At 59.9% G+C, this 19,178-nt stretch carries 20 protein-coding genes and 2 pseudogenes; 11 read left to right on the plus strand and 11 right to left on the minus strand.

Annotated features, from left to right (window positions below; genetic code table 11):
- Positions 1–6 precede the first annotated feature (6 nt).
- Positions 7–675, minus strand: coding sequence for a TetR/AcrR family transcriptional regulator (locus tag HD592_RS12225; RefSeq protein ID WP_235362322.1), 669 nt, complete (start codon positions 673–675; stop codon positions 7–9).
- A gap of 99 nt (positions 676–774) precedes the next feature.
- Positions 775–972 (minus strand): annotated as a pseudogene (locus HD592_RS12690) (GntR family transcriptional regulator); the annotation flags it as partial.
- A gap of 135 nt (positions 973–1,107) precedes the next feature.
- On the opposite strand from HD592_RS12690, the gene HD592_RS12695 reads away from it, so the two are divergent.
- Both HD592_RS12695 and HD592_RS09650 read left to right on the plus strand, forming a co-directional pair.
- Positions 1,108–1,458 carry an NAD(P)-binding protein gene (locus HD592_RS12695; protein WP_368607246.1) on the plus strand — a complete coding sequence of 117 codons (351 nt, stop codon included), beginning with the start codon at positions 1,108–1,110 and terminating at the stop codon, positions 1,456–1,458.
- Positions 1,376–2,308 carry an FAD-dependent monooxygenase gene (locus HD592_RS09650; RefSeq protein WP_197077864.1) on the plus strand — a complete coding sequence of 311 codons (933 nt, stop codon included), beginning with the start codon at positions 1,376–1,378 and terminating at the stop codon, positions 2,306–2,308. The genes HD592_RS12695 and HD592_RS09650 overlap by 83 nt, the downstream gene beginning before the upstream one ends.
- 25 nt (positions 2,309–2,333) lie before the next feature.
- Here the strand turns inward: HD592_RS09650 and HD592_RS12700 are convergent, their stop codons facing one another.
- Positions 2,334–2,816, minus strand: coding sequence for an anthrone oxygenase family protein (locus HD592_RS12700; protein WP_092919879.1), 483 nt, complete (start codon positions 2,814–2,816; stop codon positions 2,334–2,336).
- A gap of 14 nt (positions 2,817–2,830) precedes the next feature.
- Positions 2,831–3,694: an NmrA family NAD(P)-binding protein gene (locus HD592_RS09660; protein ID WP_049620404.1), complete on the minus strand. Its 864-nt coding sequence runs from the start codon at positions 3,692–3,694 to the stop codon at positions 2,831–2,833.
- Between the two features lie 146 nt (positions 3,695–3,840).
- Between HD592_RS09660 and HD592_RS09665 the strand changes: the two genes are divergently transcribed.
- The 4 genes and pseudogenes from HD592_RS09665 to HD592_RS12235 all read left to right on the plus strand — a co-directional run bounded on the left by HD592_RS09665 (position 3,841) and on the right by HD592_RS12235 (position 7,462).
- Positions 3,841–4,809 (plus strand): AraC family transcriptional regulator, encoded by a 969-nt coding sequence (locus HD592_RS09665; protein WP_049620405.1) that lies wholly within the window; start codon positions 3,841–3,843, stop codon positions 4,807–4,809.
- Positions 4,810–5,076: 267 nt separating this feature from the next.
- Positions 5,077–6,254 (plus strand): IS3 family transposase gene (locus tag HD592_RS09670; RefSeq protein WP_184453695.1). Its coding sequence is split into 2 segments (ribosomal slippage): positions 5,077–5,359 and positions 5,359–6,254, totalling 1,179 coding nucleotides; the frame shifts between segments, so codons are not numbered across the junction.
- A 286-nt stretch (positions 6,255–6,540) separates the two neighbouring features.
- A pseudogene (locus tag HD592_RS12705) lies at positions 6,541–6,927 on the plus strand (DNA cytosine methyltransferase); the annotation flags it as partial.
- 40 nt (positions 6,928–6,967) lie between these two features.
- Positions 6,968–7,462, plus strand: a complete 495-nt coding sequence (locus HD592_RS12235) for a hypothetical protein (protein ID WP_246430014.1) — start codon at positions 6,968–6,970, stop codon at positions 7,460–7,462.
- Between the two features lie 309 nt (positions 7,463–7,771).
- Here the strand turns inward: HD592_RS12235 and HD592_RS09680 are convergent, their stop codons facing one another.
- Positions 7,772–9,445, minus strand: a complete 1,674-nt coding sequence (locus HD592_RS09680; protein WP_246430015.1) for an ABC-F family ATP-binding cassette domain-containing protein — start codon at positions 9,443–9,445, stop codon at positions 7,772–7,774.
- A gap of 577 nt (positions 9,446–10,022) precedes the next feature.
- Between HD592_RS09680 and erm the strand changes: the two genes are divergently transcribed.
- The 3 genes from erm (at position 10,023) to HD592_RS09695 (ending at position 13,310) form a co-directional block, all read left to right on the plus strand.
- Positions 10,023–10,835: a 23S ribosomal RNA methyltransferase Erm gene (gene erm / locus HD592_RS12710; RefSeq protein ID WP_184453701.1), complete on the plus strand. Its 813-nt coding sequence runs from the start codon at positions 10,023–10,025 to the stop codon at positions 10,833–10,835.
- Positions 10,836–11,082: 247 nt separating this feature from the next.
- On the plus strand, positions 11,083–11,901 hold the full coding sequence (locus HD592_RS09690) for a helix-turn-helix transcriptional regulator (RefSeq protein WP_221437876.1): 819 nt from the start codon (positions 11,083–11,085) through the stop codon (positions 11,899–11,901).
- A gap of 231 nt (positions 11,902–12,132) precedes the next feature.
- Positions 12,133–13,310, plus strand: a protein-coding gene (locus tag HD592_RS09695) for an IS3 family transposase (RefSeq protein ID WP_184453695.1) whose coding sequence is annotated in 2 segments (ribosomal slippage) — positions 12,133–12,415 and positions 12,415–13,310 — 1,179 coding nt in all. Because the reading frame shifts where the segments join, the coding sequence is not laid out codon by codon here.
- Positions 13,311–13,333: 23 nt separating this feature from the next.
- Here HD592_RS09695 and HD592_RS09700 read toward each other — a convergent pair.
- The 5 genes from HD592_RS09700 to HD592_RS09720 all read right to left on the minus strand — a co-directional run bounded on the left by HD592_RS09700 (position 13,334) and on the right by HD592_RS09720 (position 16,376).
- Positions 13,334–13,525: a hypothetical protein gene (locus HD592_RS09700; RefSeq protein ID WP_184453705.1), complete on the minus strand. Its 192-nt coding sequence runs from the start codon at positions 13,523–13,525 to the stop codon at positions 13,334–13,336.
- A gap of 127 nt (positions 13,526–13,652) precedes the next feature.
- Positions 13,653–14,492: a sulfonamide-resistant dihydropteroate synthase Sul1 gene (sul1, locus tag HD592_RS09705; protein ID WP_000259031.1), complete on the minus strand. Its 840-nt coding sequence runs from the start codon at positions 14,490–14,492 to the stop codon at positions 13,653–13,655.
- The gene (locus HD592_RS09710) at positions 14,486–14,833 is read right to left on the minus strand and encodes a quaternary ammonium compound efflux SMR transporter QacE delta 1 (RefSeq protein ID WP_000679427.1); all 348 of its coding nucleotides are present in this window, start codon (positions 14,831–14,833) and stop codon (positions 14,486–14,488) included. The genes sul1 and HD592_RS09710 overlap by 7 nt, the downstream gene beginning before the upstream one ends.
- A gap of 163 nt (positions 14,834–14,996) precedes the next feature.
- A complete protein-coding gene (locus HD592_RS09715) occupies positions 14,997–15,788 on the minus strand; it encodes an AadA family aminoglycoside 3''-O-nucleotidyltransferase (RefSeq protein WP_018716282.1) in 792 nt (263 codons plus the stop codon).
- 69 nt (positions 15,789–15,857) lie between these two features.
- Positions 15,858–16,376, minus strand: a complete 519-nt coding sequence (locus HD592_RS09720; RefSeq protein ID WP_050918499.1) for a DUF3658 domain-containing protein — start codon at positions 16,374–16,376, stop codon at positions 15,858–15,860.
- Between the two features lie 156 nt (positions 16,377–16,532).
- On the opposite strand from HD592_RS09720, the gene intI1 reads away from it, so the two are divergent.
- Both intI1 and HD592_RS09730 read left to right on the plus strand, forming a co-directional pair.
- Positions 16,533–17,546 (plus strand): class 1 integron integrase IntI1, encoded by a 1,014-nt coding sequence (gene intI1, locus HD592_RS09725; protein WP_000845048.1) that lies wholly within the window; start codon positions 16,533–16,535, stop codon positions 17,544–17,546.
- A gap of 280 nt (positions 17,547–17,826) precedes the next feature.
- On the plus strand, positions 17,827–18,330 hold the full coding sequence (locus tag HD592_RS09730; protein WP_184453707.1) for a recombinase family protein: 504 nt from the start codon (positions 17,827–17,829) through the stop codon (positions 18,328–18,330).
- 18 nt (positions 18,331–18,348) lie between these two features.
- Here the strand turns inward: HD592_RS09730 and HD592_RS09735 are convergent, their stop codons facing one another.
- Positions 18,349–19,113, minus strand: a complete 765-nt coding sequence (locus HD592_RS09735; RefSeq protein ID WP_001389365.1) for an IS6-like element IS6100 family transposase — start codon at positions 19,111–19,113, stop codon at positions 18,349–18,351.
- Positions 19,114–19,178 lie beyond the last annotated feature (65 nt).

Here is a 19,178-nt window from a genome sequence, read left to right on the forward strand (position 1 = left end):
CGACGCTCAGCGGGTTCGCGCGAGACGGGAAAAGATCCCGTCCACCATAAGCGCCAGACCGCGCTCATAGGCACGATCAAGATCGAGGGCATAACCCGAGCCGATCAAGGATTTCAGCGCGGCGTGGTTCTCATTCGAACTGAGTTGCTCGAGTTTGTCGATACGCTCATCGATCCAGGTATCTGCATCGACACCGGTGATAGATTCTGCCTCTGTTTCGGGCTCGAGCAAAATTGCCGTGCCTCGCGCCTGCGTGAAGAGCAGAATGTGCGTCTCCATCGCTTCTTCGGCACTGATACCCGCCCGAGTGAGTGTTCGAATCACCCACTCTGCGAAGACGAGTGCTGCGGGCACTAATTGCGGGCGTGTGACGGAAAGCTGCGGAGCAAGCCACGGATGCCGTCGGAACACTCGCCACAGCTCTCGATGTCCGCGGATCAGATCTTCACGCCAGGTCCCGACTTCATCACCCGCAGACCAATCGCGAAGCGCACGATCCATCATCGCGAAAAGCAGATGTTCCTGGCTCGGGTAGAACCGATATAGCGTGGCCGACCCCATATGGACCACATTCGCGACCCTCCGCATCGAAAGCGAGTCAATACCCTCGACATCGGCGATGGAAACAGCGGCAGTTACGATGCGTTCCGCAACGGCATCATCTGCTTCCGGCACCGGACGCTGCACATGCTGCCGCCGTTGTGGGTGCTGGGGTGCGTCTCGTGAGCTGCGCCCACCCCTTGCCCCTGGTGCCGTTGTCGCGACGACCGTTCCGACACCGGGCACCGGTGTCGCCAGTCCCTCGGATCGCAGTAGTGCGTGCACACGACTGGCCGTTGCAATTGCGACATTCCACGTACCAGTGATCTCCCTGGCAGAAGGAAGCATCTCCCCGGGCCGCAATTCTCCAGCAAATATCTGCGCCCGCAGCTCGGCAGCGATCTCCGCAGATGACGTTCCCACCCTTGCCATCCTGTACTAGAACACCAGCGTTGGCAAGCGATGAGAACCTTGCCATTCCGTCACAGTGGAGCAGGTCTCAGCATCGCTGTACTAGTACGAGCTTGCTCACCATCTCAGGCCTTCCTTAGGTTTGGCGTCATGAATATGAATGAACGACGAGTACTCATCTCTGGCGCAAGCATCGCAGGACTGGCATGCGCCTACTGGCTTCGAAGGCACGGATTCTCCGTCACGATCGTCGAGATCGCTCCCAGCCCAGGGCCCGGCGGTCAAGCCGTCGACCTGCGCGGCGCCGGACGCACAGTCATCGACCGTATGGGGCTGCTCAATGGGGCGCGTGCGATCGGCCTCGAGCAGGCGGGCATGTCCTGGGTCGACGCACACGGCCAGACACGCGCCGCCATGCCGACGGATGCGTTCGGGAGAAGGATTCATCTCGGAGATCGAGATCCTCCGCGGCGATCTCGTCGACCTGCTCTACCAACAGCTCGGTGACGGTATCGAGTGGATCTTCAACGACACCATCACCGAGCTCGCGCAGAGTTCGAACTACGTGAATGTCACGTTCCGTGGCGCACGCCCACAGCGTTTCGATTTCGTCATCGGCGCCGACGGCTTACATTCGGCAGTTCGGACGGCCGCTTTTGGGCGGGAAGAGGACTTCGTCCATCCGCTCGGGCTGTACACGGCATGGTTCACCGCTCCGGCGTTCGAAGAACTCGACAACTGGTATCAGTTGTACAACCACACCGGCGGACTCGTGGCCTCGATCAGGCCCGGGAGCCAGCCAAGTGAGTCCAAAGCAGCGCTGAGCTTTCGTACCCGCCCCGGAGAGAGGGTCGGCCACGACCGACGCGACCGCGCCTCCCAGATCGCACTCCTGGAAGATCGGTTCGGTGGTGTCGGATGGCATGTTCCGCGGCTGCTCGAGGCCGCGCGCTCGGCATCGGATTTCTCGTTCGATGAGATGGGGAAGGTTCAACTGTCTCGCTGGTGGAATGGCCGCATTGCCCTGATCGGGGATGCAGCCGCCTGTCCGACCCCGCTCAGCGGGCTCGGCACCAGCGTCGCGCTGGTGGGCGCCTATGTGCTCGCCGGAGAACTCGGAGACGGAAGCGACCATGCCGCTGCGTTCGCGGCGTACGATCGCCTCGTTCGCCCGTATGTCGAGGGTGCGCAGCAGCTTGCGGGCGGGCCTGGCGGATATGCGCCGATGACGGCTCTTGCGATCCGGTTCATGCAGGCGTCGATGTCGTGGGCAACACGCTGGCCTATGCGAGGCTTCATGGAGAAACAGTTCAGCAAAGCGTCCGACATTGACCTGCCTGACTACACACCGGCATGACAGCCCTCGACCTGGAGGCGTCTGACTATATTGAAATCTCCGCGATGACAAGGCAGCCGAGCGCCACGACGCTGGCGAGCGTGCGGACGAAGTTCCAGCGCCCCCATGAGCGTTCGAAGGCTTGGCGTGCAGCCCGGATCTCTTCCGGGTTACCGCACGTCGCGCGATCAAGCTGGGTGTTCAGCGGCACGTTCTTTGCTGCCGTGATGATGAAGGTGAGCAACGATCCACCTGCAGCAGTGCAGATGAGCGTGGGTGGGAACGGCGCGTTCCACCAGACGCTGAATGCGGCACAGGCAACTCCTGTGATGGGAGCCGTGATGAAAATGCTCAAGAACCATCCGTTCAGAATCGCGCGGTTGATCGTCTGGAACGCGCGCACGAATGTGTGATCATCTACACGTCGGAGGCCGGGAACGACGGCGCAGGAGAATACGAAGAACGCTCCTGCGAGCAGCCCATTGGTGACGGTCGCGACCGAGAGCATGCTCGTCAGAAGGACGGACATCTCTGTCTGCCTCTTCAGTTTGCCCGGAGGAGGCGGTCGATCGTGACCTCGATCGGCGTATGCCCGCTAACCCGGCGGTCGCCACGTGGCGCGAGCAGCCCCTGTTGATCAGCTTGATACAGCTCGGCAAGGCTTACTGCGATATGCGACCGGAAGCCTGCTTCGGTAAATGCGTCCACCCATGCTTCTTTTGGGATCAGCTCGACCGTCAATTCCTGGCCCAGTGCGCGACCCAACACCGTAGCAACAGTTCGCTCCGAATACGAAGGGCCGAGAACATCAATTGCTTCGCTCACGCCTGGAGGGGATTGCAGGACATCGGCGGCGACTGCTCCAAGGTCAGCAGTGGCGACCATCGGGATGGGCATATCCGCCGAACCTGCGAACACGGGGTAGATGCCGCTCTCGCGAGCCGCATCGAGCACATCGGTGAGCTTCTCCTGGAAGTGACCCGAGCGTAACGCACTGAGCACCGTTCCCGTTGCACGCAGAGCGACTTCCATGCGGTGCAGCCCTGCGATCGGTCCGGTACCCTCGGCAAGGTCCGCACCCCCGGACGAGAGCAGCACGACATGCGGCACCCCGGCGTCGGCCACGGCCCCAGCGATCGACTCGATCAGACGTTCCGCGTGGTCGTCGAGAGCGTCGACCGTGAGATCGAACGGAAGCAGGGCGAAGAACCCAGCGCAACCTGTAAGCGCTTCAGTCAGTGTGGAACGGTCGTCCAATGAGACGAGGCGTGCTCCGGCTCCTTGCGCCTCCCAGGCATCGGCATCAGCCCTGCGGCGCACGAGCACCCGCACTTCCGCTCCCGCGGACAGTAGCTGCCTTGCCGCATTCGATCCGACTCTGCCTGTTGCCCCAGCAATGACGTACATCGCGTTTCCCTTCGGTCGTATAACTCACTTAATAGTTCGACAGTACGAGGTAAACGAAGGTAAATCTATGACTCAGAATTCAATATTCTTGCTCGTTCAACCGAAATGGGCGGAACTATCGTAACCATCCATGCGAAGCTGTATGCATGGAAGATGCCGTCACGCCCGGCCGCACGGATCGGTTGGCCCGAGTACTGCACACGCTTCGAATGCGCAGCACGTTCTACTGCCATGCCCAGCTCACCGAGCCCTGGGCACTCGAGATGCCAGCCATTTCCGACTCCATCAGCTTTCACGTCGTCACCGCCGGTACCTGCTGGATCCGACTGCCCGGCGGTGAACCCTGCGAGCTGCGGGCAGGAGACCTCGCGCTCGTGCCACATGGACTCGGACATCATCTCGCCAGCGCGCCAGACGCGCCGTCAGGTCCTCGCGTCGATCTCCTGCCGCAGCAGTACCTCACCGACCGCTACTCCCGCCTGCAGCACGGCGGCGATGGCCGCCCCGGCCAATTGATCTGCGGCATCGTCACGTTCGACGACCCCGCAGCACGAGAGCTCATGCGTGCGCTCCCACAGCTCTTGTCCGTCGGCGGTGACACTGCCTCCGCCGACGGAGCGATCCGTGACACGTTGCGCCTCATGGCCGGTGAACTCTCCCGCACACAGCCCGGCGGGGAAGCCGTGGCGACCAGACTCGCCGATATCCTCGTCATCCAAGCGATCCGCACCTGGCTCGCCACCGCTCCCGACACCGGCACCGGATGGCTACGCGCCGTGCAAGACGAACGAATCGGCAGAGCGCTTGAAGCAATCCACGCCAACCCTGGTCACGAATGGACGCTCGAACGACTCGCAACTCTCACAGCGATGTCGCGCTCATCATTCAGCACGCGTTTCGCAGAGCTCGTCGGGGAAGCACCGATCGCGTACCTCACCCGCTGGCGGATGAACATCGCCCACACCCGGCTCCGTGAAGAGAACACCACCGCGGCCCGACTCGCCACCGAACTCGGCTACCACTCCGAAGCGGCATTCAACCGCGCCTTCACACGCATCATCGGACGGACACCAGGCGCAGTGCGCCGCGAACAATGCGCGGCTTCTGGGGTGTGATCGCTCCGGTGCGATCCTCATTGTCGCGGCTCACGCCGCGATCTTGTTGACGGTGCGGATGTTGCGATTCGTGGTCGTACGTTTCCAGGCGGCGCGGCCAAGTTCCTTGCCGAACGGCGATCTCGTCGTGTCGACCACGGGAACGTTCCAATAGACCACGCCCGGGCCGGGCAGTATGCGTTCTTCCCCGCGCGGAAGAGGGTCTGCTGAAGCTTTGGTTGACTCCTGGATGCTTGTTCGAAGGGACGGGCTGGGAGGATATGAGCCATGGCGAAGTACAGCGAGGAATTCAAGCGCGACGCGGTCGCGCTGGTGCGACAAGGCAACAGTCAAAGACAGATCGGCAAAGACCTTGGGGTGTCGAAGTCGGCGCTCTCAAAATGGGTGACTGACGCTGACCGTGCCGACATGGGGTTACCCGCGTCAAAAGAGGTTGAGTCGCCGGTCGAGGATGCGCGGGTGCGGGAGCTGATGAAACGCAACCGGCTCCTCGAACAAGAAGTTGAGGTGCTGCGCCGCGCGGCAGCGTATCTGTCACAGGTACACATCACGCCCCCAAAATGATGTACCCGCTCGTCCGTGAATTGGCTGCGGCCGGCGCCCCCATCAGGGTGCCGGTCGCGGTGACGTGCAGGGTGTTGGGCTTCAGCAAACAGGGCTACTACAAGTGGGTGCGGCAGCCCGTCGCTGACCGCGTATGGGAAGAGGCGCACTTGATCAATGAGCTGCATGATTTGCATGCGGAAGAGCCCGAGTTTGGGTATCGGGGTCTCTCTGACGAGCTGGAAGACCTCGGTCATGTGTTGTCAGAGCGACGCGTGTGGCGGCTGTGTAACGTGGCTGGGATCACTTCTGTGATCACGCAGCGAACACGCCGCTACCAGCAGGCTGGCCCGCCCGTGGGAGACGATCTCGTGCAACGCAACTTCACCGCTGACACCCCAAACCAGGTGTGGCTGACAGACATCACCGAGCATTGGACCGCGGAGGGAAAACTGTACCTGTGTGCGATCAAAGATCTGTGCGGGAACAAGATTGTCGGCTACTCGATCGATAAGCGCATGAAGGCAAGACTTGCGGTAGACGCGCTCGAGATGGCGGTCGCCCACCGCGGCATCCCGACAGGTGTTGTGGTGCACTCGGACCGCGGATCTCAATTCAGGTCGCGGAAGTTTCAGCAAGCCCTCACACGGGCCGGGCTGCGCGGCTCGATGGGCCGAGTGGGATCAGCCGCGGACAACGCAGCGATGGAAAGTTTCTTTAGTTTGCTGCAGAAAAACGTGCTCGATCGGCAGTCGTGGCGGACCAGGCTGGAGCTGCGCCTCGCGATCGTGTCATGGATCGAGGGGACGTATCATCGCAAGCGCCGCCAGCGCGGGCTCGGGCGGTTGACACCGATCGAGTTTGAAATGGTTATGCTGGGCAAAGTCGCACTCGCGGCGTAGAAGGAAACGAGTCAACTCAACCTTCAGCAGACCCAGGTGTCATCACCCTCCCACAGCACACCCTCCGGCACCCGGCTAATCGGGTGCCGGACCTCGCTTGCAAGACGCGTGACAACCCGTTCGAGCGAACCGTGAGAGGTCGGAGACGCTACGCGTCGACGGCGGCTAGCGCGAGATGCGAGGCATCGACTGAGTGGCGGCGTGCTGGGGTGGTTCGTGCACCTGGTGAGTGACCAGCTCGGAGCAACAGCAAAGCTCCGGAGTCACCGTTACAGGAGGTTTCCCAGTGGCTACTCAGACCCCGACCGACCGGACCACACCGCTACGGCTCGGATCGCTGTTCTCGGGCTACGGGGGACTTGATCTTGCGGTCGAGGAAGCCTTCGACGCATGCACGGTCTGGTTCTCCGAAATCAACCAACCCGTCGCCCGCGTCTTCTCCCACCACTGGCCAGATGCCCCGAACCTCGGCGACATCACTGCGATCAACTGGGGTACCGTTCCACCGATAGACATACTCTGCGGCGGGTTTCCCTGCCAGGACATATCGACTGTGGGGAAAATGGCCGGCCTGAAACCCGGCACTCGCTCCGGCTTGTGGGCGCACATGGCAGCGGCGATCGACGTACTGCAACCCGAGTGGGTTGTGATTGAGAACGTCCGCGGACTGCTCTCCGCAGACGCAATCCGCGCAGGCAACGAAGGAGACAAGAATGAGCAACGCAACCCCGAACATGCAAACCCAGAAGCCGCTACCTCTCGCGGTATGGAACGCGACCCGTGGCATCTGGGAGAAACCGCAGCTCGACCTCTTCGGGCAGCAGGAGCAGTTCTGGGAGACCTGGCCGACCTCCGGTATGACGCGCAATGGATCGGTCTTCCCGCTTCCGCCATCGGTGCACCGCACCCTCGCTACCGAGTCTTCATCCTCGCCCGTCGCACTGTTCCGGACCCCGCTCGCCTCGGACGTCTCCCGAGGCGGAGAGAGTCTGCAGCAGGTGAAGGCGCGTCGTGGGACCATCGCGCTTTCACACCAGATCATCGACTTCGCCCTCCACGGACCGCATGGCTCACCGAACAAGAACAACGACTCCGAGACTCTGTGTTCACTGATCGACGCGCTGCTCGACGATGGGGACGCTACGCCGACGCCATCACTCGCTGGGAACGCGTCACAGGACGCCAAGCTCCGTCACCTGAACTCCTGACGAAGAAGGCTGGACCTCGCCCGGCACCGGAGTTCGTCGAATGGCTGATGGGGCTTCCCACAGGCTGGGTGACAGCTGAAGCCCATGGGCTTACACTAAACCAGCAGACCGCTGTTCTCGGCAACGGAGTTCTTCCGGTACAAGCTCTCTATGCACTTCGCGCGTTCTTTAGCAATATCGGGTAGACATCAGTCGAGGGGCACTCCGCCTGAGACAGACGGCGACTGCCCCTGAGAACGACGTCACGCCACCGGAAGTGAGGGGCCCGTCTGCCAATTCACGCGGCATCCTTCGGAAGTCATTCAACACTCAACATTCAACGCTCGCTATGCCGCCGAGGTCAACATGAACTCTTTGCACACTGCCTCTTGCCAGCACTTTTTCTTGCCATCGCCGATCGTGTGTAACGGTGAGGACTGCCCCTGGGTAATCGCGTAGCGCGTCTTCCATTTGCTCGACAAGTTCCGGTGAAAGGTGGTTCGTGGGTTCGTCGAGGAACAAAATATCACTGGGCGCGGACACCGCAACGGCGACTTCCATGCGTCGACGTTGCCCAACGGACAACTTGTTCATCTGTAGTTCCAGGTCACGTGGCGAGAAGAGCCCCAGTGCGAGAAGCGTTTCTGCTGCGTCCCCCGCATAGGAGTGTGTTGCCTCGGCAAACGCTTCCAAAAGGGTGCTTCCGATCTCGCCCGCGGGTTCCTGCCGGAGCCATGCTATGCGAAGGTCGGGTGTCCCCCATATCTCGCCTTCTTGCAGGGGGAACTCGCCGGCAAGCGCGCGCAGGAGCGTGGTCTTCCCCGCTCCGTTTGGTCCCGCGATGAGCCAACGGTCGCCCTCGTGAACTTCGAGCGAGTCGAGCAGCAGCCCCGGTTGTCCGATGCTCGCCCTGTTGCGTAGCGAATGCGCGGCTAGGAGTAGTGTTTGCTCGGGCATCGCGTCGGGGTCCTGGACGAGCGACCGGTTTGTGAAGGCGGGCGAAAAGCTCAGAAGGTCTGCGGGTCTTGACACTGGGTCTGCGTGCAATCGTGCCACGCGTTCCTTGGCTTGCCTGACTCTTCCTGTCGCGCCGTGGTCGCTGCTTCGAGCCCGGAAAGCACCGTGACCAAAGCTAGCTCTCTCTTGCTTGCGCGGAATTGCAGTGAGGCGGAACGAGTTCGAGGCCAACAATGCCTCACTCCGAGAGAGTTCCTGCCGCCACGTCTCGTACTGAGTGAGGAGGCGCTGTCGCTCTGTGTCGCGCGCGGCAAGGTATCCCGCGTAACCGTTGCCATACCTCCGGAGTTCCCCATCTTCCACGGCGACAATTTCTGTTGCTACTCGGTCGAGAAACGCCCGATCGTGAGTCACGACGACAAGCGCACCTCGATGTTCCGAGAGTCTCTCCTCTAACCATGCCACGCCCTTTTCGTCGAGGTCGTTCGTGGGTTCGTCGAGGAGGATCAAGTCCGATTGAGAGGACAGCGCCGCCGCGAGCGCTAGTCGCGTACGCTCGCCGCCGGATAGTGAACCCACGAGACGGGTGCGATCCAAACCTTCAAGGGAGAGTTGGTTGAGTGCAGCGTCGATTCTCTGGTCAACGCCGTACCCGTCTCTGGCCTCAAATTGATCTGTTAGTTCAGCCAGGTTGTTGAGGAGAGCAGGAAGTTCGGATTCAGCAGCATCCGCAATGCTATCGCTGATGTGCTGCATTGCCGCCTCGATCTCTCGAACCTCGACTAGCAACTCGTCTAGTGCGTTGGAGATCGTGGCTTCGGGTGGAAAGTGAGGTTGCTGCTCGGCAAGGACGAAGCCACCTGGAAGCTCGACGGTGCGCTCACCGGATTCCAGGGAAACGATTCCGGCGAGAACCTGCAGGAGGGTCGATTTTCCGGCGCCGTTGTCCCCGATGACCGCGAGTCGTTCGTGAGCCCCGACGCTGATATCGATGTTTCGGAACACCACATGTCGGCGAAACGGACGGTGCCGTTCCGGATTGAGCAAATACGGTGATGGGTTTTAGTGGCACTCGTGTGCAGGTTGAACGGTGTTGAACGGGGCAAAGCGAACTCCTCTGCGCGACCGGCAGGCGGGAACACCAGCAGAATCGCAACAGGTGCGACTCGAAAACGGAGTCGCACGGTGTACGGGAACCTCGCGCCTGCAACGTACTACCGCCCGGCGCGCATAGGACCCACCACGGAGAGAGCTCAACGCGGCGTCCCGTACTAAAGAATCAGCGCACCCATGGCGCAAATTATACCACGCCGGGTCGCGCGATTCACCTAGCCTAGCCCGGAAGCATGGGGAACGACGTCCGTTGACACGTCGGCCAGCGGCTTGGCATTCTACGGAGGGTCAAGTAGCCTGACGTTTATGGGAACTTTGATTTTCGCGCGCTGATGGCGCTCTCTGGGGATAGCGACAGTCGCTCGTAGCGACCTGAGCGCTCTCTTTTTGAACCCAGATTGTTGACGCCATCGCACGGAGTGTCCACCGCACCCGCGCGCGCGTTCCCACCTCTTTCAGTGTTCGTTGTGACGTCGGGTGCTCCAATTCCCATGACTCTTGGAGCGCTCACATGCGATTTCAATCAACCTTTGGCGGCCGTCATGAACTCGGCCAGAACTTTCTCCGTAGTCCCAGCACCATTGACCGTTTCATTGCGGTCGTTCGCGATACAGAAGGGAGCATCCTTGAAGTAGGTGCCGGCGATGGTGCCATCACGCGGAAACTGTCTCTACTAAATCGAGATATCACCGCAATCGATGTTGATGAACAACTTGTCAAACGTTTGCAGCGGGATATTCCTACAGTTCGAGTCGAGCGTGCCGACGCTCTGCGTTTCTCACTCGACTTTCCGGTCATAGTGGGGAACATCCCCTTCAACCTGACGACCCCAATTCTGCGCCGCCTGCTTAAATCATCCACCTGGAACTATGCAGTTCTACTGACACAGTGGGAAGTCGCACGGAAGCGGGCTGGCGTCGGCGGATGCACGATGATGACTGCACAAGCCGCTCCCTGGTATGTATTCGAGTTGCGTGGTCGAGTACCAGCACGCCATTTCGCACCGCAGCCAAGCGTAGACGGTGGAATTCTCCACATAGCTCGCCGCGAAAAACCCCTCGTGTCTTCAGCGGAACGGCGCAACTATGAGAGCTTCGTGCGTGCAGCGTTCACCGGCAGAGGTCGCACTCTCCCACAGATCCTTGGCCGAGCGAGTGGAGCGCCAAGCAACCAGGCATCCCGAGTGCTCAGTGAGCTGTCACTCGGGGATGTTCGCCTGCCACGCGATCTCCGGGCTGATACATGGGCCGTGTTGTGGTCCCGCCTTACCCAACGCCGGCAACCGCACGACCAAGAGGGAGCAAGACGGGACTTTCGACAATGAACTCGCCACGGATTTGGCTCGCTACTTTGGGCGCCGATTTGCCGAGGATCAGTGAGGACTCACTCGTGGCGAGTCCGACAGGTGCAATTGCGTCCGCCAACGACAACGGAGGCGTACATGGACGAGCCAGGAGCTCGACGTGGTGCCAAGGTTAGTGAGAACACGCGGTAGCGAGTTTTCACCAGTCGTGGCTCGCTTAGGGACCATGCATCGCCCTCTCGGGCCCCGTGCGTTCGACTGCGCCCAGATGGCGGTTGTTCGCGCGGGGTCCGCAATTCTGTTCGGAAAGTTCGGTGACCACTATCTCAATATCGGTGACGTTGCGCTGATCTCTCCCTGTACCCTGTTCCGTGTCGAGCCGGAACCATGGGTCACCATAACCACACTGTACGTGGACAACGACTATCTGGTCGATCAGATCTTCTGGCAGTACGCTGCGCACTTCACCGATCGGCTCGACACCCAGACCTTCCTCGATGCCCAAGATACTGACCCGATTCATGTAGTGCGCCTCGGGGAAAACCGAGCTAGCTTGCTTACGCCATGGCTGGACGAACTAACCGCCCTAAGCACGAATGGCCTGTTGCCGGAGCGGTTCTACCGGCTCCAAGCGCTCCTGTTCTGCATCTTCGACATCGTCGTGCCAACGCTCGACGATGGAGGTATCGTGCCTCGTGGCCGGACAAGTGTGCTGCCGCGTTTGCCACGGCGCCGCGCGTTCTCACCAGTGCAGGAAGAAGCGCGCCTGGCTGCTCGAATGCTTCGCGACGGGCTCGCCGAGGAGTGGACGCTAGACCGGCTCGCCGCTTCAGTGCATTTGTCACGGTCGAGGCTCGGCCGGGTGTTTCGCGAAGCGTTCGGCAAGACCCCGATCGCCTACTTGACAATGCTGCGGGCCGAGCGAATGGCTGAACTTTTGCGCACCACCGACGCGCCAATCGCTACGATTGCATCTCAGTTGGGATGGCCTGACCCAGACTATGCCGGGCGGCTTTTCAAACAGAGTGTGGGCTACTCGCCCCGCCAGTACAGGGCTCTAAGTCGCCGTATCCCGGCCGCCGAGTGATCCAGATGAAAGCGGCTTGATCCCGGACCATTGCGTCGCAATTCGTGCTTTTCGTGTCCGGATCTGCGCTTTCAGGTAGACCGGATCGGACTCGTCGGGTCTGTTCAGCTCTCTAGCGGTCGCTCACTTTCGTTTGCCGTCCGTCTCGATTGCGTTTCCTGATGGGTCTGCTGAAGCTTTGGTTGACTCCTGGATGCTTGTTCGAAGGGACGGGCTGGGAGGATATGAGCCATGGCGAAGTACAGCGAGGAATTCAAGCGCGACGCGGTCGCGCTGGTGCGACAAGGCAACAGTCAAAGACAGATCGGCAAAGACCTTGGGGTGTCGAAGTCGGCGCTCTCAAAATGGGTGACTGACGCTGACCGTGCCGACATGGGGTTACCCGCGTCAAAAGAGGTTGAGTCGCCGGTCGAGGATGCGCGGGTGCGGGAGCTGATGAAACGCAACCGGCTCCTCGAACAAGAAGTTGAGGTGCTGCGCCGCGCGGCAGCGTATCTGTCACAGGTACACATCACGCCCCCAAAATGATGTACCCGCTCGTCCGTGAATTGGCTGCGGCCGGCGCCCCCATCAGGGTGCCGGTCGCGGTGACGTGCAGGGTGTTGGGCTTCAGCAAACAGGGCTACTACAAGTGGGTGCGGCAGCCCGTCGCTGACCGCGTATGGGAAGAGGCGCACTTGATCAATGAGCTGCATGATTTGCATGCGGAAGAGCCCGAGTTTGGGTATCGGGGTCTCTCTGACGAGCTGGAAGACCTCGGTCATGTGTTGTCAGAGCGACGCGTGTGGCGGCTGTGTAACGTGGCTGGGATCACTTCTGTGATCACGCAGCGAACACGCCGCTACCAGCAGGCTGGCCCGCCCGTGGGAGACGATCTCGTGCAACGCAACTTCACCGCTGACACCCCAAACCAGGTGTGGCTGACAGACATCACCGAGCATTGGACCGCGGAGGGAAAACTGTACCTGTGTGCGATCAAAGATCTGTGCGGGAACAAGATTGTCGGCTACTCGATCGATAAGCGCATGAAGGCAAGACTTGCGGTAGACGCGCTCGAGATGGCGGTCGCCCACCGCGGCATCCCGACAGGTGTTGTGGTGCACTCGGACCGCGGATCTCAATTCAGGTCGCGGAAGTTTCAGCAAGCCCTCACACGGGCCGGGCTGCGCGGCTCGATGGGCCGAGTGGGATCAGCCGCGGACAACGCAGCGATGGAAAGTTTCTTTAGTTTGCTGCAGAAAAACGTGCTCGATCGGCAGTCGTGGCGGACCAGGCTGGAGCTGCGCCTCGCGATCGTGTCATGGATCGAGGGGACGTATCATCGCAAGCGCCGCCAGCGCGGGCTCGGGCGGTTGACACCGATCGAGTTTGAAATGGTTATGCTGGGCAAAGTCGCACTCGCGGCGTAGAAGGAAACGAGTCAACTCAACCTTCAGCAGACCCCGACTAGGAGCTCGGATCTCAGGACGAAGGTCTCCGCGAATGTCCGGTCGATCCGCGCGACGTCCCAGGCGGGCGTTCCCTTGGCGGACATCCACGCCGCAGCGTCGTGCATCAGCCGCACAACCTCGTCGATATCACCCGAGCAGGCGACCCGAACGTTCGGAGGCTCCTCGCTGTCCATTCGCTCCCCTGGCGCGGTATGAACCGCCGCCTCATAGTGCAGTTTGATCCTGACGAGCCCAGCATGTCTGCGCCCACCTTCGCGGAACCTGACCAGGGTCCGCTAGCGGGCGGCCGGAAGGTGAATGCTAGGCATGATCTAACCCTCGGTCTCTGGCGTCGCGACTGCGAAATTTCGCGAGGGTTTCCGAGAAGGTGATTGCGCTTCGCAGATCTCCAGGCGCGTGGGTGCGGACGTAGTCAGCGCCATTGCCGATCGCGTGAAGTTCCGCCGCAAGGCTCGCTGGACCCAGATCCTTTACAGGAAGGCCAACGGTGGCGCCCAAGAAGGATTTCCGCGACACCGAGACCAATAGCGGAAGCCCCAACGCCGACTTCAGCTTTTGAAGGTTCGACAGCACGTGCAGCGATGTTTCCGGTGCGGGGCTCAAGAAAAATCCCATCCCCGGATCGAGGATGAGCCGGTCGGCAGCGACCCCGCTCCGTCGCAAGGCGGAAACCCGCGCCTCGAAGAACCGCACAATCTCGTCGAGCGCGTCTTCGGGTCGAAGGTGACCGGTGCGGGTGGCGATGCCATCCCGCTGCGCTGAGTGCATAACCACCAGCCTGCAGTCCGCCTCAGCAATATCGGGATAGAGCGCAGGGTCAGGAAATCCTTGGATATCGTTCAGGTAGCCCACGCCGCGCTTGAGCGCATAGCGCTGGGTTTCCGGTTGGAAGCTGTCGATTGAAACACGGTGCATCTGATCGGACAGGGCGTCTAAGAGCGGCGCAATACGTCTGATCTCATCGGCCGGCGATACAGGCCTCGCGTCCGGATGGCTGGCGGCCGGTCCGACATCCACGACGTCTGATCCGACTCGCAGCATTTCGATCGCCGCGGTGACAGCGCCGGCGGGGTCTAGCCGCCGGCTCTCATCGAAGAAGGAGTCCTCGGTGAGATTCAGAATGCCGAACACCGTCACCATGGCGTCGGCCTCCGCAGCGACTTCCACGATGGGGATCGGGCGAGCAAAAAGGCAGCAATTATGAGCCCCATACCTACAAAGCCCCACGCATCAAGCTTTTGCCCATGAAGCAACCAGGCAATGGCTGTAATTATGACGACGCCGAGTCCCGACCAGACTGCATAAGCAACACCGACAGGGATGGATTTCAGAACCAGAGAAAGAAAATAAAATGCGATGCCATAACCGATTATGACAACGGCGGAAGGGGCAAGCTTAGTAAAGCCCTCGCTAGATTTTAATGCGGATGTTGCGATTACTTCGCCAACTATTGCGATAACAAGAAAAAGCCAGCCTTTCATGATATATCTCCCAATTTGTGTAGGGCTTATTATGCACGCTTAAAAATAATAAAAGCAGACTTGACCTGATAGTTTGGCTGTGAGCAATTATGTGCTTAGTGCATCTAACGCTCGAGTTAAGCCGCGCCGCGAAGCGGCGTCGGCTTGAACGAATTGTTAGACATCATTTGCCGACTACCTTGGTGCTCTCGCCTTTCACGTAGTGAACAAATTCTTCCAACTGATCAGCGTGCAAGGCCAAGCGATCTTCTTCTTGTCCAAGATAAGCCTGTCTAGCTTCAAGCAAGACGGGCTGATACTGGGCCGGTAGGCGCTCCATTGCCCAGTCGGCAGCGACATCCTTCGGCGCGATTTTGCCGGTTACTGCGCTGTACCAAATACGAGACAACGTAAGCACTACATTTCGCTCATCGCCAGCCCAGTCGGGCTGCGAGTTCCATAGCTTCAAGGTTTCATTTAGTGCCTCGAATAGATCCTGTTCAGGGACCGGATCAAAGAGTTCCTCCGCCGCTGGACCTACCAAGGCAACGCTATGTTCTCTTGCTTTTGTCAGCAAGATAGCCAGATCAATGTCGATCGTGGCTGGCTCGAAGATACCCGCAAGAATGTCATTGCGCTGCCATTCTCCAAATTGCAGTTCTCGCTTAGCTGGATAACGCCACGGAATGATGTCGTCGTGCACGACAATGGTGACTTCTATAGCGCGGAGAGCCTCACTCTCGCCGGGGAAAGTCGAAACCTCCAGAAGGTCGTTGAGCAAAGCTCGCCGCGTTGTTTCATTAAGCCTTACAGTCACAGTAACCAGCAAATCAATATCGCTGTATGGCTTCAGGCCGCCATTCACTGCGGAGCCGTACAAATGCACGGCCAGCAACGTCGGCTCCAGATGGCGCTCAATGACACTAAGCACCTCTAACAGTTGTGTCGAAATTTCGGCGATCACTGCGTCCCTCATGATGTCTAACGTTTGAAATAAGGGGCAGGACAAAGCGCTAGCTTTGGACTGTCCCTGTTGATTGAAGGGTTAGGCTGCACTTTTACTGTCATTTGGAAGCCTGACCTCACTGCTTCGGATGTAATGAAGATTTCCTTGAGATTCAAGCTTTCCGAGCTCGACCAGCGCAATAATCCTTTGGGCGTAATAGCCAACTGGAACTTTTTTGAGGTTTGGGGAGGAAGAGTGCAATGCATCCCCCACAACACGGGCAACCTTTTGCCAAGAAGATGCGCACTCTGCTAGGAGGGCTTTGTCTATGGCGGTAATGTCAATAGTGGTCAGTTGGGAGACTATAGCGACATCTTCTTCAACGATTGTTGTATCAGGCGCTCCATGTGGCTCCGGCGGATGAATGTCAGGATACTGGCGCAAAGCCGAGGCCCTAACACCTGCAGTTATTTCGGCGAGTGAACTCAAAAGTGCCTTCATGAGCTCGGCGCGCTCTACTGGATCGGAGATTTGAGCAATTGCAATCTCTGCCTCCATAAGATTCGCTAATGCACGCTCGCAGGCAGCAAATATATCTTCGGCAGTATTTCTTTCCATGTGGTACCTGTGCGACCTAACTTTGTTTTAGGGCGACTGCCCTGCTGCGTAACATCGTTGCTGCTCCATAACATCAAACATCGACCCACGGCGTAACGCGCTTGCTGCTTGGATGCCCGAGGCATAGACTGTACAAAAAAACAGTCATAACAAGCCATGAAAACCGCCACTGCGCCGTTACCACCGCTGCGTTCGGTCAAGGTTCTGGACCAGTTGCGTGAGCGCATACGCTACTTGCATTACAGCTTACGAACCGAACAGGCTTATGTCCACTGGGTTCGTGCCTTCATCCGTTTCCACGGTGTGCGTCACCCGGCAACCTTGGGCAGCAGCGAAGTCGAGGCATTTCTGTCCTGGCTGGCGAACGAGCGCAAGGTTTCGGTCTCCACGCATCGTCAGGCATTGGCGGCCTTGCTGTTCTTCTACGGCAAGGTGCTGTGCACGGATCTGCCCTGGCTTCAGGAGATCGGAAGACCTCGGCCGTCGCGGCGCTTGCCGGTGGTGCTGACCCCGGATGAAGTGGTTCGCATCCTCGGTTTTCTGGAAGGCGAGCATCGTTTGTTCGCCCAGCTTCTGTATGGAACGGGCATGCGGATCAGTGAGGGTTTGCAACTGCGGGTCAAGGATCTGGATTTCGATCACGGCACGATCATCGTGCGGGAGGGCAAGGGCTCCAAGGATCGGGCCTTGATGTTACCCGAGAGCTTGGCACCCAGCCTGCGCGAGCAGCTGTCGCGTGCACGGGCATGGTGGCTGAAGGACCAGGCCGAGGGCCGCAGCGGCGTTGCGCTTCCCGACGCCCTTGAGCGGAAGTATCCGCGCGCCGGGCATTCCTGGCCGTGGTTCTGGGTTTTTGCGCAGCACACGCATTCGACCGATCCACGGAGCGGTGTCGTGCGTCGCCATCACATGTATGACCAGACCTTTCAGCGCGCCTTCAAACGTGCCGTAGAACAAGCAGGCATCACGAAGCCCGCCACACCGCACACCCTCCGCCACTCGTTCGCGACGGCCTTGCTCCGCAGCGGTTACGACATTCGAACCGTGCAGGATCTGCTCGGCCATTCCGACGTCTCTACGACGATGATTTACACGCATGTGCTGAAAGTTGGCGGTGCCGGAGTGCGCTCACCGCTTGATGCGCTGCCGCCCCTCACTAGTGAGAGGTAGGGCAGCGCAAGTCAATCCTGGCGGATTCACTACCCCTGCGCGAAGGCCATCGGTGCCGCATCGAACGGCCGGTTGCGGAAAGTCCTCCCTGCGTCCGCTGATGGCCGGCAGCAGCCCGTCGTTGCCTGATGGATCCAACCCCTCCGCTGCTATAGTGCAGTCGGCTTCTGACGTTCAGTGCAGCCGTCTTCTGAAAACGACACTTATAAGCCGACCTTTTGAGCTATGAGCCACCGGCGATAAACTGGCACTTTGAGGCATAGCCAAAGGAGCCAGAGCCATGAAAGTTGCGCGGGTATATCTGCGCGTCAGCACGGACGCGCAAGACTTGGAACGTCAAGAGGAAATAATCACGACCGCAAAGGACGCGGGCTATTACGTTGCCGGTGTTTACCGTGAGAAGGCCAGCGGAGCGCGAGCAGACCGCCCGGAGCTGTTAAGGATGATTGCCGACTTGCAGCCGGGTGAGGTGGTCATTGCCGAGCGGATAGACCGAATCAGCCGCCTACCCCTACCAGAAGCCGAGAAACTAATTGCCTCGATACAAGACAAAGGCGCACGGCTGGCAGTGCCTGGCATTGTCGATTTAACCGACCTGGCCGACCAAGCCGAAGGCGTGGCAAAGGTGGTGCTGGAGAGTGTGCAGGCCATGCTTTTACGCCTGGCTCTACAAATGGCGCGGGACGATTACCAGGAAAGGCGCGAGCGGCAGCGGCAGGGTATCCAGCTGGCAAAGCAGGCGGGCAAGGGCTCTGTTGCAAAGATTGGCGGCAGTCAGAGGTAGGCTGTCGCTCTGCGCCGATCAGGCGGCTGCTGCGAAATGGTGGTTGAGCATGCCCATGGCCTCCGTCAGCGCCGAGGGCCCAATGCCAAAAGCTCTCTCCACAAGGCGCACCTCGCCCCTGATGCCGGGCTGCAGGCACCAGGGGCGAGCCTGTCCTTTGCGCAGGGCTCGCATGACTTCGAATCCCTTGATCGTGGCATAGGCCGTGGGGATCGATTTGAAACCGCGCACCGGCTTGATCAGTATCTTGAGCTTTCCGTGATCGGCCTCGATCACGTTATTGAGATACTTCACCTGCCGGTGGGCCGTCTCCCGGTCCAGCTTTCCTTCGCGCTTCAATTCGGTGATCGCTGCACCATAGCTCGGCGCTTTGTCGGTATTGAGCGTGGCAGGCTTTTCCCAGTGCTTCAGGCCTCGCAGGGCCTTGCCCAGGAACCGCTTCGCTGCCTTGGCGCTGCGGGTCGGCGACAGGTAGAAATCGATCGTGTCGCCCCGCTTGTCGACTGCCCGGTACAGGTAGGTCCACTTGCCCCGCACCTTGACGTAGGTTTCATCCAGGCGCCAGCTCGGATCAAAGCCACGCCGCCAGAACCAGCGCAGCCGCTTCTCCATCTCCGGGGCGTAGCACTGGACCCAGCGATAGATCGTCGTATGGTCGACCGAAATGCCGCGTTCCGCCAGCATTTCCTCAAGGTCGCGATAGCTGATCGGATAGCGACAATACCAGCGCACCGCCCACAGGATCACATCACCCTGGAAATGGCGCCACTTGAAATCCGTCATCGTTCCGTCCGTCCAATCTCCGCCAAGCATGCTCAAGCTTCACGATTTTTGCAACAGAGCCCCGC

The sequence above is a fragment of the Schaalia hyovaginalis genome (assembly GCF_014208035.1).
GTDB classification, from domain to species: Bacteria; Actinomycetota; Actinomycetes; order Actinomycetales; family Actinomycetaceae; genus Pauljensenia; species Pauljensenia hyovaginalis.